The sequence below is a fragment of the Yersinia massiliensis genome (assembly GCF_003048255.1).
In the GTDB taxonomy this organism is placed as follows: Bacteria; Pseudomonadota; Gammaproteobacteria; order Enterobacterales; family Enterobacteriaceae; genus Yersinia; species Yersinia massiliensis_A.
This window is the reverse complement of the sequence record NZ_CP028487.1, coordinates 2,955,179-2,970,785: the sequence shown is the minus strand read 5'-3', so window position 1 is coordinate 2,970,785 and position 15,607 is coordinate 2,955,179. Positions and strand designations below refer to the sequence as shown.

Below are 15,607 nucleotides of genomic sequence, written 5' to 3'. Positions count from 1 at the left end.
CATGCCATTTAATCGCCCCACATTAAGCGAACTGCGCCAGCGCAACCTGTCTTATATTCAATCAGAACTCAAGACGGGCGGTAATTTATTGCGCTTCTCCAATGTCGGTGTGATCAGTGATGCTGATGCCGGGATGGCACACCTGCATTACGGCTATCTGGATTATATCGCGCTGCAATCCACGCCTTATAATGCCACCGATGAATATCTTGCCGCGTGGGCCGCGTTGAAAGATGTGTTTCGCAAGCCAGCCAACCCCGCCACCTCTCCTATCGTCGAATTTAGTGGCACTACAGGCCGCGTGATTGCCGCTGGGAGCCTGTTAAATCGGGCCGATGGTTATCAATATCGCCTCGATCATGAGGTCACGCTGGGATCTGGCGGCACAGGCACCGGCTCAATCACTGCGGTGCTGCCAAGCGTATTAGATGACACCACGGGGGGCGGTATTGCCGGGAATGCCGATGCAGGGACATCTCTGACATTGGATGTGGCCATCGATGGCGTTCTGTCGGTGGCCACCGCCACAGTTAAGGTATCTGGCGGCGCTGATATTGAATCAGAAGATGCTTTTCGTTCTCGTATGTTACTGGCTTATCAAAACACTCCCCAAGGTGGCAACGATACCGATTATCGCGGCTGGGCTTTGGCCGTGCCGGGTGTGACTCGTTGTTGGGTGAAGCGCCGCTTGCAGGGGGTGGGCACAGTCGGTATTTATATCATGTGTGATGGCAATGATTCTGGCGGCTTTCCGGTCGGGACTGATGGCATATCGCAACTTGAAGAGTGGGGCGCGGTAAAAGCGACCGGTGATCAGGGGCGGGTAGCCGACCACATTTATCCCTTACAGCCTATTATCGCCATCATCTATGTCTGTGCCCCGGTAGCGGCCCCGGTGAATTTTGTGATTAGTGGTATTTCTACAGCAGATAGCGAAACTACCACAGCAATAAACACGGCCATTGACGAGGTGTTTTTTACTGAGGGCGAGCCGGGCGGTAAAATTTTACTGTCGTCACTGCTGCTGGCCATCGGTGATGTGACAGGCACCAGTGGTTTTATTCTCGACTCCCCAACGACTAACATCCAGCTTGAAACCGGACAATTACCTCTCCGGGGCATGGTGACCTACCTATGAGTCGATATTCTGTTAATGACTATACCGCGGCCATTCAAGCACTGATGCCGGGGGGCTTAGTTTGGCCCAAAATATCAGACGGGACTCAAACCAGTACTTTACGAGCGCTAGCCCGATCCTTCCAACGTAGTGATGAGGATGCCCGTGATCTGCTTGATGCCGCTTTTCCTTCAACAGCGACCGCCATGTTACCCGAGTGGGAAGCGACGCTTGGGTTACCTGATTTATGTGCGATAGGTGAGATAGACAGCATCATCCAGCGCCAGCGGGCCGTCGTCTCCAAACTGTTCGGCATTGGTGGCCAGTCGGTGGCTTACTTTACCCATGTTGCCGGGGCGCTGGGTTACACCATCTCAATCACCCAATATAGGCAGGCATGTACCGGGATGTCGGTTTGCGGTGACGCCATAAACGGTGAAGAGTGGCCGTTTACCTGGCTGATCACCGCGCCGGAGACCACGATTAATTATGCCCAATGCGGTTTGACTTATTGCAGTGATCCACTGCGTTCGTGGGGAAACAAACAGCTTGAATGTCGGTTAACAGTATTAAATCCATCCCATACCATTCTTAAATTTGGCTACATTAGCTAGTTAATCACTCTCTATTTATTTTTATGCGCCTTAACTGGCGAGGGTTTCTTATGCAAAAAATTGGCGATATCCCCAACACGCGCGCCGACAATAATGGCGAGTTTACTGATGGTAATGTTGCTGGTGGCGTACCACCGACAATACTACCGGCAGAGTGGTTTAATACCATTCAACGCGAATTAATGAGTATTTTAGCAGCAGCCGAAATTGAAGCTGATAGTGATGCTTTTGATCAAGTTCTATTATCGATACAAAAGCTCGTTAGTGAGGGAATCCCAGATCTTAAAGATGCCTCATTAACCCAAAAAGGGATTGTTCAGCTTAGCAGTTCTATAACCAGCACTAGCGAAACACTTGCCGCAACGCCAAAAGCTGTAAAGGCCGCGCTTGATGCTTCATTGCCAATCGGTGGCACAGCTGCATCAGCAACTAAACTGGCGACTGCAAGAAAAATTGGCGGTGTAGATTTTGATGGTACCAAAGATATTGACCTGCCTTTCATTAATACCACCGACTCGAATGTTCAATTGGCAGGTGTACTTGGCGTAAAGAGCCTCGAAGTTTACCCGATGACTGGAAGCGCTGAGGGTGGGCAAATCGATTTATTCGATAAAGACGGTGTGCACGTTGCATTTTTTGATATCGATTCAGGCGGGAATACACGTATAGTTTCTACTGCGGCTGGGGTGGCTATTTCCATCAATAAAACCACTGGTGATGTCACAATCCCGAAAGTATTGAACGTCACTGGTAATATCACATCAGTAGGTAGTGTCCGCGCTGGAAACGGTTCGGCACAACTATCCACCAACGGTAATATCTACGGCTCGGTGTGGGGTACGGATCTTTACACTTACCTGACCGATCAACTGATTGGTATCCCAATGCCTTACCCCCTGGCCAGTGTCCCCGCTGGCTTTTTGAAGTGTAACGGCGCTGCCTTTAGCACATCTACTTACCCACGTTTAGCTCTTAAATATCCGTCTGGCGTACTCCCCGATATGCGTGCGAATGCCATTAGAGGCTGGGACGATGGGCGAGGAGTAGACGCGGGACGAGCGTTGCTGTCACAGCAGCTTGACGCATTGCAAAACATTACAGGTAACTTCGCCTTGGGGGGCAGCAAACAAGTTGCGGGGGTTACGGCAACAGGCGCATTTGGCCCAATGGAGGTATATGACGCGCTAGGGCAGCAGGCTACCGGTGCTGGAAATATCGGGGGTATTACCTTCGATGCTTCTCGTGTTGCGCGCACAGCAGCAGAAACACGTATGAGAAACATCGCATTCAATTACATAGTAAGGGCTTTATAATGACTAAATATTCACTGGAAATCGCCGCAGCGCAGTTGGGAGAAGATGGACTGTCTATTACTGAAGGATGGATAGTTGTTTATAGCGCGAATCCAGATTCTCGCGAATATGTTGGTGCCAGTAATGAGTACCTGCCGTTAGGTGTTAGCTTGCCCGCCAGTGGTTATGCTGACTCGCCTGTATTACCCACCGAGCCAGATAAGGCCGTACGCCGGAACGATGCTGGCAATGCATGGGAAATCGTAACTGACTTGCGCGGCAAGACTGCATACAGCACTGAAACCGGCCAACCAGAAGAAATCAGCTTTATTGGCGAGTTGCCGGATATATTGACGTTACTGGCCCCGAATACCGATTTCGACAAATGGAACGGCGCGAAATGGGTAACAGATAAAGCATTGCAACAAGCCGCAGCAACGCAGGAAGCGGAAGAAAAGAAAACCCGATTACTAAATGCAGCAGCGGCAAAAATTGCACCGCTGCAAGATGCGGTAGATACCGGCATGGCAACGGATGACGATTTCACCCAGCTCCTCGCTTGGAAAACTTACCGCGTCTTACTGAACCGTATTGACACATCAAAAGCGCCAGATATTGAATGGCCTGTAGCGCCTAAAGTGTAAACAAAAGCCGGGCTTAATTGCCCGGTCTGTATACCTATATTTTTTAACCAGTATTAGAAGTTGTATTTAACTCCTAGCATTACAGCTGTATCGCTGTAACCTTTGTTACCAATTTGCTGGCCGACATTACCCCAGACATTCAATTTCTTATTAATCTGGCCTTCCACACCCACTTTCAGCTCACCAATATTGGCCGCACCGTCTTGCTTAACCGTCATACCGTCCATCGTAGTGCCGAAATCATTAGTATTGTGGATCCAGTTGGCTTCCACAAACGGTTGGAATACACGATCTTTACCTTTATCCTGATCGGCGTAGCCATTCATAAAGGCTTTCACCCCCATACGGGTCTGGATGTTTCCATCACCTTCACCGGATATATTTGTCCCATTGGCTTCTTTATGGTCGTCCGCTTTAACACCCATCCATGTCACCTGCGCTTTCGGCTGGATAAAGTAACTGGCGTTTTTCGACGCATTCTCACCGATTTTAAAGGTATAGCCACTTTCGACTGAGGCGCTTACGCCCTTAGACTTGTACTCTTCAGAAGCTAAATCCTGACCATTGACCGTGTTGTTGAACCAGCTGTATTGCGCCCAGCTATCTACGTATAATCCGGACTTGTCTTCGCTATTCGCGTACCAGGTACCGTATACACCGGCGCTGTAGCCGTCGATTGAGCCTTTAGAGCTATAGCCAGACACTTGTGAAACAGTCGTACTCTTGCTATTGCCATATCCAGCCATAATACCTAGATGGAAACGGTCCGTGTTGTTATTACTCCACTGAGCAATATCACCGCCCAGTTGCAGGACATAACGATTAGCTTGTGTATTCAATTGCCCCGATGCATCACGTGAACGGTTATGCCCACCTTCGTTACGCAACCACAGGCTGGTCACTTTATGTTCACCGGTCAATGCATCAATATACTGGGTTTCACCCATGCGGTCATTGAGACTCGTTATAAACATGCTATTGGCAGTTGCCAGGTTAGCAGTGTAACTGCCAGCTTCTGGCCGGTTGACCATCACTGGTGGTTCAGCAGGTTCAGCAGGTTCAGCAGGTTCAGCAGGTGGAACCGATGTTGCTGTGCTGGTCAGATACCAGTTGCTGGCATTTATCCCTACACCACGCGCCAGAGAGTAATCATAGACACCGGCAACAATACGCCCCTGCTTAACAAACTCACCGCTTGACAGCCCATTAACCTCAATCAGTTCGATACCATTCAATGTTGTTGCGCCACTACCACCCAAGTTAGTCACGCCCACACGAGTTGTGCCAGAAGTATTGCCATTAACGACCAATTTATCAGTAGCTGAAGTGTCATTATTTAATAGAGAATTAAAATTGAGCAAGCCATCGTTGCCGATGTAATTACCGGATACCGTCAGAATCGTACCTGGTACACCGTTAAGGCTCACAGTACCGCTATTACTTAGACTGTTCAGTGTCTGGTCGAAACCGGCTAAATCCAGTTCCCCCGCAGTCTCGACAATATATTCGGAAGCTGTACTGAAGCTGCTTGCAGCACCAGCCTTTAAGATGCCAGCATTAACTGTTGTCGTACCACTATAGGTATTTACGCCATTTAATACCGTCATACCACTGTAAACGGCCACTTTACCACTGCCAGCAATGGCAGAATTAAACTGATAATCAGTATCAATATGGTTAAAGACAATTGAGCTATCACCGCTCCCTAAGGTAATAAGTGGTGTATTAATATAACCGGCTAATGACGCAGTATAATTAGCTGCGCTACCAATATTCAGTACTCCGATTGAAGTTGCATCTTTAGCAATGGTTAAATTATCGGTTTGAACAGTCCCACTGTTATTAATAGTCAGTGAGGCGTTACCGCCAAACTCCCCAAAACGAATATCACCTGTATTAACCCAATTGGAGTTAACACCAGTGACCAAAACGTCACCTTTTGAGCCAGCGGTATAGCCGACATAGCTACCAGAACTACTGAGACTCCCGCCATCGGAGACGACGACAGAGCCATTCCCACTGTTACCAATAACCAAGCTGTTAGCGTTGTGCCAAGAAGAATCTGTACCTGAGATATTTACTCGGCCAGTGGCATCTTTCCCTGCACCAACATAACCAAAACTATCAGTTACAACGCCACCATTAGTGATATTTAGAGTACTATTAGAACCTACTGATGCGTAAAACGAACCAATTTGCAGGGTCTCGGCATTATCCCAACGAGAGTCGGTGCCGGTAATTTCTACCACTCCGATAGAGTCGTTAATATTCCCGCTTTGACTGGTTACTACACCACCATCAGAAACTACCATGGTGGCAGGGCCATTTGTTCCTATATCAAGTAAAGTACCCACTTGCCAGCGGGAACCTGCACCGTTCACTTCTACATAACCGGTTGAAGTCGTTCCTGCCGCAACGCTTGCTTTCGTTGCCGTGGTAACAACGCCGCCACTGGTGATTTTAAGACTGCCATCACCTTCATGGCCGATGAACATACGATTACCGGCATTCCAGATTGAGCCTAGACCTGTGACTTCAACGCTACCGGTTGAACCTGGGCGATACGCAATATCAGCATCATTTTGGTTAGTGACTACAGCACCATCGGTAATTCGCATCATGCCATTACTGTCATTTTCGCCACCAATGCGTAACTCACCGCCGTTGATTAATTGTGAATCAGTTCCACTGACTTCAAGATAACCAACAGCCCCAACACCAAAACCAACATGTGTCGCGTTAACAGGGTTATTTACAACTCCTCCATCCGCTATCAGTAATGTGCCGTTACCGTTATAACCAACAAAGAGCACCCCGTTATTTATCCACTTAGAGTCAGAGCCAGTAATAACTACCTCACCGGTAGCTGTAGAACTATAACCAATATAGCTCCATAGCCCAGCGGCTACATTTCCGCTGGTTAACGTTCCACCACTTCCGCTGTTCAACGGTCCACCATTGAAAATATCCATAGCACCAAATGACGTATTACCAATTATTATTACCCCTGGAATATCCCAGTCAGGTAAGTCGGGTATTACATCACCTGTAAAACCGATGTCAGCATAAGAAGTTGTAGTACTAATCGCAGATATAATAGTTAAGGCGATACAAGATAATTTGTAGTTAAATTTTTTCATTTTAAGTAATGGCCCAGATATAAAATATGATAAAAAGAATAAGTTTATTAATATGAATTCTCGTTTACTTTTTAAAATACACATGAGCATCAAATTTATTACTGCAACGATAATTCATGAACTCACGATAACGTGATTTAGGTCAAAAAATAATCAGATACTAGGGTTGGTTTTGTAGGAATATTCCTGTTTTTCGTTTAAGTATCTAAATTTCCGTATCCAAATAATCAGTTTAAAATAATATTAATAATTGTATTAAGTTTTCATCAATGTGGTTGGCATCATAGAACAGATTCATTGCTCCACAAATACTGGGGGGATATCGGGGAGGGAGTAGCCGGTAGGTAACCGGTCAGATAGAAGGTGTTAAGCCTGAAACCAGTCATCCGCACTTTCCCACGTTTCCTGCAAAATCTCCTGAATCACTTCTTTGTCGTCAGGCATCCCACCAAGAACGGTTAACCCGTTGGCACCTGCAAATCTCACCTTCACGACAAAGTTATTGAATTTATCACTGAGGCGGTTCGTCAACTCTTTGGTAAGAGCATCAGTGTAGCCAACCGGAAAGCTCTTGGCGTTCAGCTTATCTATCGTCACTTCGACACGCAGCATAAATCCCCCTCAAATTAAAGATCGATAACCAGCCACTGATCTGCTTCATCAAACATTTCCTCAACCAGCCGATTGAGAATAGCCTTATCACCTTTGCTGGCGTCGGTATTGATGCCGTTCGCTTGCATTGGCTTAACCTTGACCTCAGCTTTAGGGAAGACACGGTGTACGCGCTTGGTTAGTTCAGCCAGGATAAGGTCATTGGCACCTGGTATCTCTTTCACGTTTCGCTTATCGTAAACCAGTTCAACTTTCATGATTTCACGCCCTATCAATTAACTGTATTTATATACAGTAATAAATTTTACTCCTGTTGAAAAGTCTTTCTGCAAAACTATTTTTCTTTACTTGATAATTTGATGGTGACGATCACGGCTTTAGCTAATTTAAATTAATATTCATATTAATCAATGTTTTAATTTAATTTTCATCAATATGGTTGGGTGCTGAACCGACTTTATGGAGAGATGAACCTACCGTGGGTCGGTTCAAAATAAAATAAATATCTAATATAAATCAGATGGATAAGAGCGTGAACCGACTGAACCTACCGAACCGACCACTTTCTGGTTATATATAGAGAAATTTTTTTCGCGATCCCTAATCCATAATCGACTGTTAAATCGAAGGTCAATAAACACTCAGCTTGATAGTTGCGAATATTGTGTATGTATGCAAAATAGTGAACTAACCTCGTTACTGACCATGACGCGCAGGAATATTACTCAATTTAGGAGAATATTACGTGTATAGATATGTGTATAGTAATGTAGATATAACTCAATAATTATATTAAATATCATCATGTTGACTACTTGATTCTAATCCCTCCTCCTCCGCCATCTTCGAATCCCAATCTCTTAAAAAGATTGGGATTTTTTGTTTTTGATTTTTCTGGTATGCCATTCTCCATTCGCTGTGATTAGACTAAATTGATTGAGATTAGGATAGATATCGTCTGCGATGAAGATAAGTCCCCACCATTCGGCCCGATAGAAATCGGGTCAATCGGTTCTGAGAGTATCGAATTTAGATGCTGCTAAATTGATGCGGAAAGACCTGAAAGACACGATTGCTTGCTGGATAAAACCTTAGCAAAATCGTATTACAGCAGATGATTCGCAACCTTAACCACTATTTTGCGCAATGGCGCAGTCTCAGCCAATGTCCCCATTGGGCGATGCAATTTGCCAAGGAATAGCTGCGCGATATCACTGGGGGGCCAGTGTGAACAAGGCTTCCGTGGTGGTCCCTTCAAACAAGCCATAGTCTCGCTCAATATCAAAATCCATTGTTGGCCGCTGACCCTCAGTTGAGGGCGAAGCTCCAATCACCTCACTGCCTTCTCTCTGACATTCATCCCCATCAACAAAACAATCAAAAAACTGCAAAACAGATCACATTTGTTGAAGTACTGGTTTTTAAATGTATATAAAAGCGAGTAAGGTCAAAAATGAAATCAAATGAAAGCAAAAGAGAGACATTGATAATGAATGAAACTACAAAACGCATGGCACGGCTCATTGATCTGAGCGCCGTCCAAGCCACAAATACCGAAGCAGATGTTCGCCACTGTGCTGAATTGGCAAGCCATTACCACATTATCTCCGTTCACGTCCTGCCGTGCTGGACACGTTTTCTCAGCACCTTGCTGCCAGAACAAGGCCGTGCAGACGTCATGATCGGTGGCCCAGTAGGCTTTCCCGGTGGTGGTCATGCCACAGATATTAAGGTGCAAGAGGTCCGACAACTGATTGTCGATGGCGCTCGTGAGATTGATATGGTGGTGAACATCGGCAAAGTTCTTTCCGGTGATTACGACTACGTGCGTGAAGATCTGCGCCGGGTGGTAGAAGCTGCCGCGCCTGTACCAGCCAAAGTCATTCTGGAAACCCACTACTTAAATGAAGAGCAGATCCGCAAAGTCTGTGATATCGCCGTAGACGTCGGTATGGCTTGGGTGAAAACCTCCACCGGCTGGGCACCAACCGGCGCTACAGAAGAAAAAGTGGCGATCATTGCTGATCAACTGCGTGGCCGCATCCAGATCAAAGGAGCCGGTGGTATCCGCGATCTAAACACGGTGCGAGTGCTGTATCGCTTGGGTGTCCGCCGTTTCGGCATGAGCGCAGCCGCTACCCAACAGGTGTTGGAGCAACTGGAGCAGGATCCAAGCCTGTTCCCGGAACTGAACGATAACTAAAAACTGATACACGGTGCCTATTACGCACCAGTGTAACGCTTCTCGGGGCACCCTTGTTGCCCCCACCAGGAGTGATAATAATGAAAGACTTACTTCTTACCCTTGATATCGGCACTGGCAGCACTCGCGCTGGGCTGGTGATGTGCACCGGAGAAATTCTCGGCTTCGCTCAGCGCGAATACGATCAAATCACGCCGCAGGCCGGTTGGGCTGAACAACCGCCTTCACTATGGTGGCAAAGCGCCTGCGAATGTACTCAAGAGTTGCTGGTACGCTTTGCCGAATATCGTCCACGCATTGCCGCCGTTGGGGTTTGCGGCCAAATGCATGGCACGGTTCTGCTGGATGCAGATGGTGAACTGGTGGTCGATCGTGCCTTATTGTGGAACGACAAACGTTCGCAGCCGCAGGTAGATAATTTTAAACAACAACAAGCGCCTGAACCGTGGCTTGCGCTGTTAAACAACCCTCCTGCCGCCGCCTGGCCCGCCTTTAAGCTATGTTGGCTGCGTGAGAACCACCCTGAACAGTGGGCACAAGTTGCCACTGTATTAATGCCGAAAGACTATATTAACTTCCGGTTGTGCGGTGTGCGCGCTACCGACTACAGCGAAGCCTCTTGCTATTACCTGATGGACAGCGCCACACAAACTTGGTCGGAAACGGCACTTAACCAATTCCAACTGCGGCGCGATCAATTACCTGCTCTGTATCTCTCCAGCGATGTGATTGGCCAGATCGATCAGTCCGCTGCCGCTGCTACCGGTTTACCCGTAGGGATACCTGTCGTGGCCGGTGCCGCAGATATGGCTGCCACGTTGTTGGGCTCTGGGGTTTATCAACCCGGTACCGCGTCTGACAGTACCGGCACCTCGACCCTATTAACCGTGGTAGCCAAGCAACCATTGCTTGATCCTTGGGTGAATAACCTGCATTTGGCCAATTCCGCTTGGGGCGGCTTTACGATTTTGGATGCCGGTGGTGATGCCATGAGATGGGCACGTATGGCACTGAACGACAGTCGCCTTAACCACCAACAAATGCTTGATCTGGCGGCGAATGTCTCCCCAGGGGCCGAAGGGTTGCTATTCCTGCCTTACCTCACCGGCGAACGCCTGGCGGAGCATACCAACTCCCGGGCACAGTTCTTTGGTTTGCAACGCAAGCACCGGCAAGAGCATCTTTACCGCGCTGTGCTGGAAGGCGTTGCGCTGGCCGCATTGCGTAACCTGCAACAACTCCGTCGTTGTACACAAGAACCGGATGCCATGATCGCTTCTGGTGGTGGCGCACGCAGTGCACTGTGGTTACAGATCAAATCCTCCGCTTATAACCTGCCGATCCTACAAACTCGCAATCAAGAAAACGGTACGACTGGCTGCGCGATTATTGCAGGCGTCGGAATTGGTCTGTTCAGCAGTTTTGCTCAGGGTGTCAGCCGCACCGTCAGCATTGAACGGGAAATTACGCCGGATCCTCGGTTACACGAACACTACCTGCGTTGTTTTGAACTGTTCGAACAACTCTATGGCCAGGCCCAATCCCTTTACGAACAGCTTGATGTTATTAGCTCGTTTTCTTTCTCTGAGAATAAAGGAACACCACAATGAGCGAATCTCTGATCAGTAAAACACCCGCGGCGGAACAAGTTGCGGCAGAAAACATCGATAGCAGCGCCTATTTACCTGCCACACCCTGGCTGCAACTGATGCTGGTCTGTTGCCTGTTTGCCCTGTGGGGCATGGCAGGCAACCTTAACGATATTCTGATCGCCCAATTCAAAAAGGGGTTTGATCTCACCGATACCCAGACCGCGCTGGTACAGTCAATCTTCTTCCTTGGCTATTTTCTGGTAGCACTACCTGCGGCGGCGATAATCAAGCGTTACTCTTACAAGGTCGCCATTGTTATCGGCCTGTGTCTGTATGCGCTAGGTTGTTTTCTGTTTATCCCTGCTGCGCAAATCATGACTTATGGAGCATTCCTCGCCTGTTTGGGGGTGATTGCTGCCGGGTTGTCATTCCTGGAAACCTCCGCTAATACCTATTCCAGCCTGTTGGGTCCGTTAAAAACCTCGACTCAACGTATTAACTTCTCGCAAATTTTTAATTCGTTTGGGGTGATTTTCGGCGTGTTGATTGGCCAGCAGTTAGTGTTCGGTAAAAATGATCCGACTCACGATCAACTGCTGCAAATGCCTGCTGAACTGGCAGAAGCTGCCCGAGCTCAGATGGTTTCACAGGTAGTGACGCCGTATCTGATCATTGGTTCGGTGCTGATAGTACTGGCGTTGATTTTTGTGATAGTCAAATTCCCCGCATGCAAAACACAACATTCACAAGGTGGTGGAGCCAAGCCACTGTCACAGTCATTGCGTATCTTACTGGCGTTGCCACGTTTTCGTCTCGGGGTACTTTCGCAGTTCCTGTATGTTGGCGCGCAAGTTGGTCTATGGAGTTTCACCATTCGTTTTGTGCAGATGATTGAACAAGGCACAACAGAACATTCAGCCACCTATTGGCTGATTGCTACACTGGTTTGTTACTCTGTCGGGAAAGTCGTCACTACCGCGTTGATGAAAAAATTTAATCCGGCGCTGTTGCTCGGCGTATTCTGCTCCATCTGTGTGCTGTTGCTGCTGTTTGCCGTCAATATCCACAGTATGTTCGCAGTGGTAGCGATTATGGGGGCCAACTTCTGCATGGCGCTGTGCTGGCCGACCAACTTCGGGTTGACCATTAAAGGTCTGGGAGAGGAGACACAAGTCGCGGGTTCGATCGTGGTGATGTCTATTATCGGTGGAGCTATCGTGCCATTAATTATGGGCATGATTTCCGATGCCAACGGCGGCAACATGCAAATCGCCTTTGCCGTACCGATGCTCTGCTTTGCGTACGTGGCTTTCTACGGCTTCTACTGCGTGAAGAAGGGGGTCTAATATGGCAAATCTAATCAGTGGTCTGGCTCATGTGGGTCTGCGCAGTGCCAATATAGAACGGGCAACCACTTTCTATCATTCATTAGGATTTACTACCCGCGAGACTCTGGTGCTCGATGATCCGCAGGGCAACATTGGTATTCGTTTCTTAACGCTGGGCACCCTAACGTTAGAGTTGTATCAGTTGCCTTGGTCTGGACAACAGCGTGATGCCGCCAGCTTTGGTATTGATCACATTGCATTGCAGGTTAGCGATCTTGCTGCCGCTCAGCAATGGATGATGGAACTAGGTTACCCGTTGACGGAAGGCCCTTCACTGCAACCCAGCGGCCATGACGGCGTGCGCTACTTTATGATTGCAGGGCCGGACGGTGAACAGGTGGAGTTTAATCAGCCACTGTAGAGTCTATTTATCCTTATCCCACCCCTCTTCTTATCGAAGAGGGTGTTAATGTGGTGCTGTGGTCAGGTGGGCTATCACACCGCTTTTGCCAGTAGCGCATGTGCAGAGTATATTACCCGCACATCGTTCAGCAGACAGGGAGGGAGGGAGTATGTATGCAGAGGAACGACAGGAAAAACTTCTCACCATTCTGAAAGAGAAGCGCAAACTGTCAGTTGGGGAAATGAGCGAGCGGTTTAACGTTTCTGGTGCTACCATCCGCACCGATTTGCGCATCCTAGAAGAAGCCGGAATGCTTACCCGCACTCATGGTGGTGCGATCCTGCGTACTCGCGCCAGCTTTGAAATGAGTTCTGATCAGCGTGAAGAGGTCAATCTCTTGTCCAAAGAGCAGATTGGCCTACTCGCGGCAAGTCTGGTGGAAGACGGTGATATCATCGTGCTGGATACCGGCACCACCACCTTGCAGATTGCCCGTCATATACGCCAGCGCCGTAATATTACGGTGATCACCAACGATTTTATGATTGCCAAAAGCCTGGAAGATGTGGATTCGATCCAGATCGTGCTGCTCGGCGGTATAGTCAAAAAAGGCTACCACTGCACAGTGGCGATCAACGGCCGTTCGCTGCTGGATACGTTGAATATCGATAAAGCCTTTATGGGGGTGAACGCTCTGTCGCTCAAGTATGGGGCATGCGTGGCCGACATTATGCTAGCAGAAACCAAACGCAGTATGGTGGAACACGCTAATCAGGTGATTGTGGTCTGCGATCATACAAAGCTGGGCAACACTTCACTGGCGCAGTTCGCCACGCCGGCACAGATCGATACAATTGTACTCGATACCTTGCCGGAAGATGCTGCAGATTACCACGAAGCAGGGATCGCATTGTTAAGCGTCCAATGCGAGGAGTAACCCATTTGTCGTGATTTGCCATCGTAAACTTCGTTATCGACAAGAGGTGGAGCCTCTGATGGGTGGTTTGTGCCACGAATTGAGCATGAGCAAGCTAGCGTTCAATCTAGGCGATATGACTTTAGAACACGCTGGTTCACTCAAATAAACCACTGTTTACTGGCGATTGTCGCAGCGCCGCTGGCACCGTTAAATGCTGACGATGAAGCTTGTACGAAGCGCACTACGTCATGGGAAAGCGGGCGGCGCAAATAAGTTCGTATTTGCTGGATCAATGCTTCTAGTGGGAAACCCGGCATATCCATCACCCCGCCGCCGAGCACTATCGCATGGGGATCAAACAGGTTAATGCTGGTGGCAATGGCTTTCGCTGTTCGTTGCATAAACTGCACAATAAACGGCTGCTCGGTGGCATAGAGAAACAGTTCACTTAGTGCAAACTCGCGCGGTGTGCTGTCATACCATCGGCGTAACGCCAAACCGGAGCAGGTGGTTTCAAGACAGCCGTAATTGCCGCATCCACACTGCTTTTCATCATCTCCCATGGGGATATGCCCCAATTCACCTGCCACGCCGTGTGCTCCAGTCCAGGGGGCGCCATTCATCCAGATAGCAAACCCCATGCCGGTACCAAGATAAGCACCGAGAACCAATTGCTGCTCAAGTTGATGTTCATGTACGTCATAGGAGAGTTGCATATTAACATCACGCTCGAATTGAACTGGGCAGTGCAGCACTGCACTCAGCTTATCGGCCAACCCTGCCAAGTCAGTCGAGGCTAACGGTAAATTGGGTGTGGAAATGATGCTCTTTTTATCGTTCTCTACCAGTGCTGGAAACCCCATGACCAACCCTTGGCAGCGTGCATTATAACGTTCAAGATATTGATGCAGTCGGGCGCTTAATCCAGCGACTAGCCCCGAGGCAATAACATCAGCAGTACGTAACTTCTCACAATGGAGCATCACGCCATCGCGCTTGAGTAAGCAAAAGCGGATATGGGTCGCCCCCATATCGACCCCGATCACCACGTCATATTTAGGCATGCTGTAACACCTCACTCTTGGCATGAATGATTTGTTGCGACATCAGCGCCCAGGCTTTATCGATATCAGCGGCATGATTGAACAGCCCGGAAGAGCCAACAATTAGCACATCGGCCCCAGCCTCAATCAGACGTTGGTATGTTGCCTGATTACATGAACCATCAATTTCAATTTCATAATTAAGCTGGTTTTTTTCACGCCAGGCTTTCAGTTCAGCAATTTTATCTAACATTTCAGGGATAAATGGCTGTCCAGCAAAGCCAGGGTCCACCGTCATGACGGTTATTTTATCTGCTTTATGAATGTAATATTTCATGCTATCGACCGGTGTTTCTGGATTGAGGATCAGGCCGACTTTCATCCCCAAACTGCGGATTTCCTCGATCAAGCGAAATGCTTGTCCGTTGAGGGTTTCTGGGTGCAGCGTGATAAAGTCTGCGCCCGCTTTTGCCAAAGGAGCAATGTAATCCTGTGGGCGCGTCACCATTAAGTGACAATCCAGTGGTTTGTTGGCAATACGCTTCACTTGGCTGACGAAAAAGGGTGACAGTGTCAGGTTAGGTACAAAATGGCCGTCCATAATGTCGATGTGAAAATAGTCCGCATTTTGGTCAATAAATTCAATTTGTTCTTTAAATTTCAGCAAATCCATACACATCAGGGAGGGAGATATCTTCAT

The 15,607-nt window shown here is 48.2% G+C and carries 14 protein-coding genes and 1 pseudogene; 9 read left to right on the top strand and 6 right to left on the bottom strand.

The features are described 5' to 3' along the window. The first annotated feature begins 1 nt into the window (after position 1). Genes DA391_RS13900 through DA391_RS13885 form a run of 4 tightly spaced genes read left to right on the top strand, consistent with a single transcriptional unit; the run spans position 2 to position 3,667 of the window. On the top strand, positions 2 to 1,138 hold the full coding sequence (locus DA391_RS13900; protein WP_108087866.1) for a baseplate J/gp47 family protein: 1,137 nt from the start codon (positions 2 to 4) through the stop codon (positions 1,136 to 1,138). Then, positions 1,135 to 1,731, top strand: a complete 597-nt coding sequence (locus tag DA391_RS13895) for a YmfQ family protein (RefSeq protein ID WP_108087865.1) — start codon at positions 1,135 to 1,137, stop codon at positions 1,729 to 1,731. Before DA391_RS13900 ends, DA391_RS13895 begins: the two co-directional genes overlap by 4 nt. A 50-nt stretch (positions 1,732 to 1,781) precedes the next feature. Continuing rightward, positions 1,782 to 3,044, top strand: a complete 1,263-nt coding sequence (locus DA391_RS13890; RefSeq protein WP_108087864.1) for a phage tail protein — start codon at positions 1,782 to 1,784, stop codon at positions 3,042 to 3,044. Beyond that, positions 3,044 to 3,667, top strand: a complete 624-nt coding sequence (locus tag DA391_RS13885) for a tail fiber assembly protein (RefSeq protein ID WP_108087863.1) — start codon at positions 3,044 to 3,046, stop codon at positions 3,665 to 3,667. The genes DA391_RS13890 and DA391_RS13885 overlap by 1 nt, the downstream gene beginning before the upstream one ends. Before the next feature lie 53 nt (positions 3,668 to 3,720). Here DA391_RS13885 and DA391_RS13880 read toward each other — a convergent pair whose 3' ends face one another. The 4 genes and pseudogenes from DA391_RS13880 to DA391_RS13865 form a co-directional block, all read right to left on the bottom strand. Beyond that, the gene (locus DA391_RS13880; RefSeq protein ID WP_108087862.1) at positions 3,721 to 6,807 is read right to left on the bottom strand and encodes an autotransporter outer membrane beta-barrel domain-containing protein; all 3,087 of its coding nucleotides are present in this window, start codon (positions 6,805 to 6,807) and stop codon (positions 3,721 to 3,723) included. 366 nt (positions 6,808 to 7,173) lie between these two features. Beyond that, positions 7,174 to 7,416: a DinI-like family protein gene (locus tag DA391_RS13875; protein ID WP_167398232.1), complete on the bottom strand. Its 243-nt coding sequence runs from the start codon at positions 7,414 to 7,416 to the stop codon at positions 7,174 to 7,176. Between the two features lie 17 nt (positions 7,417 to 7,433). Then, entirely contained in the window at positions 7,434 to 7,676 is a 243-nt protein-coding gene (locus tag DA391_RS13870; RefSeq protein ID WP_049600571.1) for a DinI family protein, read from the bottom strand. 848 nt (positions 7,677 to 8,524) lie between these two features. After that, positions 8,525 to 8,765: pseudogene (locus tag DA391_RS13865) on the bottom strand (YhcH/YjgK/YiaL family protein); the annotation flags it as partial. A 107-nt stretch (positions 8,766 to 8,872) separates the two neighbouring features. Here DA391_RS13865 and deoC point away from each other — a divergent pair. The 5 genes from deoC to DA391_RS13840 all read left to right on the top strand — a co-directional run bounded on the left by deoC (position 8,873) and on the right by DA391_RS13840 (position 13,882). Then, complete coding sequence (deoC, locus tag DA391_RS13860) at positions 8,873 to 9,622, top strand: deoxyribose-phosphate aldolase (protein ID WP_108087860.1); 750 nt, start codon at positions 8,873 to 8,875, stop codon at positions 9,620 to 9,622. An 80-nt stretch (positions 9,623 to 9,702) separates the two neighbouring features. After that, on the top strand, positions 9,703 to 11,232 hold the full coding sequence (locus DA391_RS13855) for a xylulokinase (RefSeq protein WP_057649939.1): 1,530 nt from the start codon (positions 9,703 to 9,705) through the stop codon (positions 11,230 to 11,232). Then, complete coding sequence (gene fucP / locus DA391_RS13850; RefSeq protein ID WP_049605304.1) at positions 11,229 to 12,560, top strand: L-fucose:H+ symporter permease; 1,332 nt, start codon at positions 11,229 to 11,231, stop codon at positions 12,558 to 12,560. Before DA391_RS13855 ends, fucP begins: the two co-directional genes overlap by 4 nt. A gap of 1 nt (position 12,561) precedes the next feature. Further along, positions 12,562 to 12,963 carry a VOC family protein gene (locus DA391_RS13845; protein ID WP_050081755.1) on the top strand — a complete coding sequence of 134 codons (402 nt, stop codon included), beginning with the start codon at positions 12,562 to 12,564 and terminating at the stop codon, positions 12,961 to 12,963. A gap of 151 nt (positions 12,964 to 13,114) precedes the next feature. Then, positions 13,115 to 13,882: a DeoR/GlpR family DNA-binding transcription regulator gene (locus tag DA391_RS13840; protein WP_049605302.1), complete on the top strand. Its 768-nt coding sequence runs from the start codon at positions 13,115 to 13,117 to the stop codon at positions 13,880 to 13,882. Positions 13,883 to 14,022: 140 nt separating this feature from the next. Here DA391_RS13840 and alsK read toward each other — a convergent pair whose 3' ends face one another. Together alsK and alsE are read right to left on the bottom strand one after the other, a co-directional pair. Next, on the bottom strand, positions 14,023 to 14,928 hold the full coding sequence (alsK, locus tag DA391_RS13835; protein ID WP_108087859.1) for an allose kinase: 906 nt from the start codon (positions 14,926 to 14,928) through the stop codon (positions 14,023 to 14,025). Further along, positions 14,921 to 15,607, bottom strand: a complete 687-nt coding sequence (alsE, locus tag DA391_RS13830) for a D-allulose 6-phosphate 3-epimerase (RefSeq protein WP_050081751.1) — start codon at positions 15,605 to 15,607, stop codon at positions 14,921 to 14,923. The genes alsK and alsE overlap by 8 nt, the downstream gene beginning before the upstream one ends.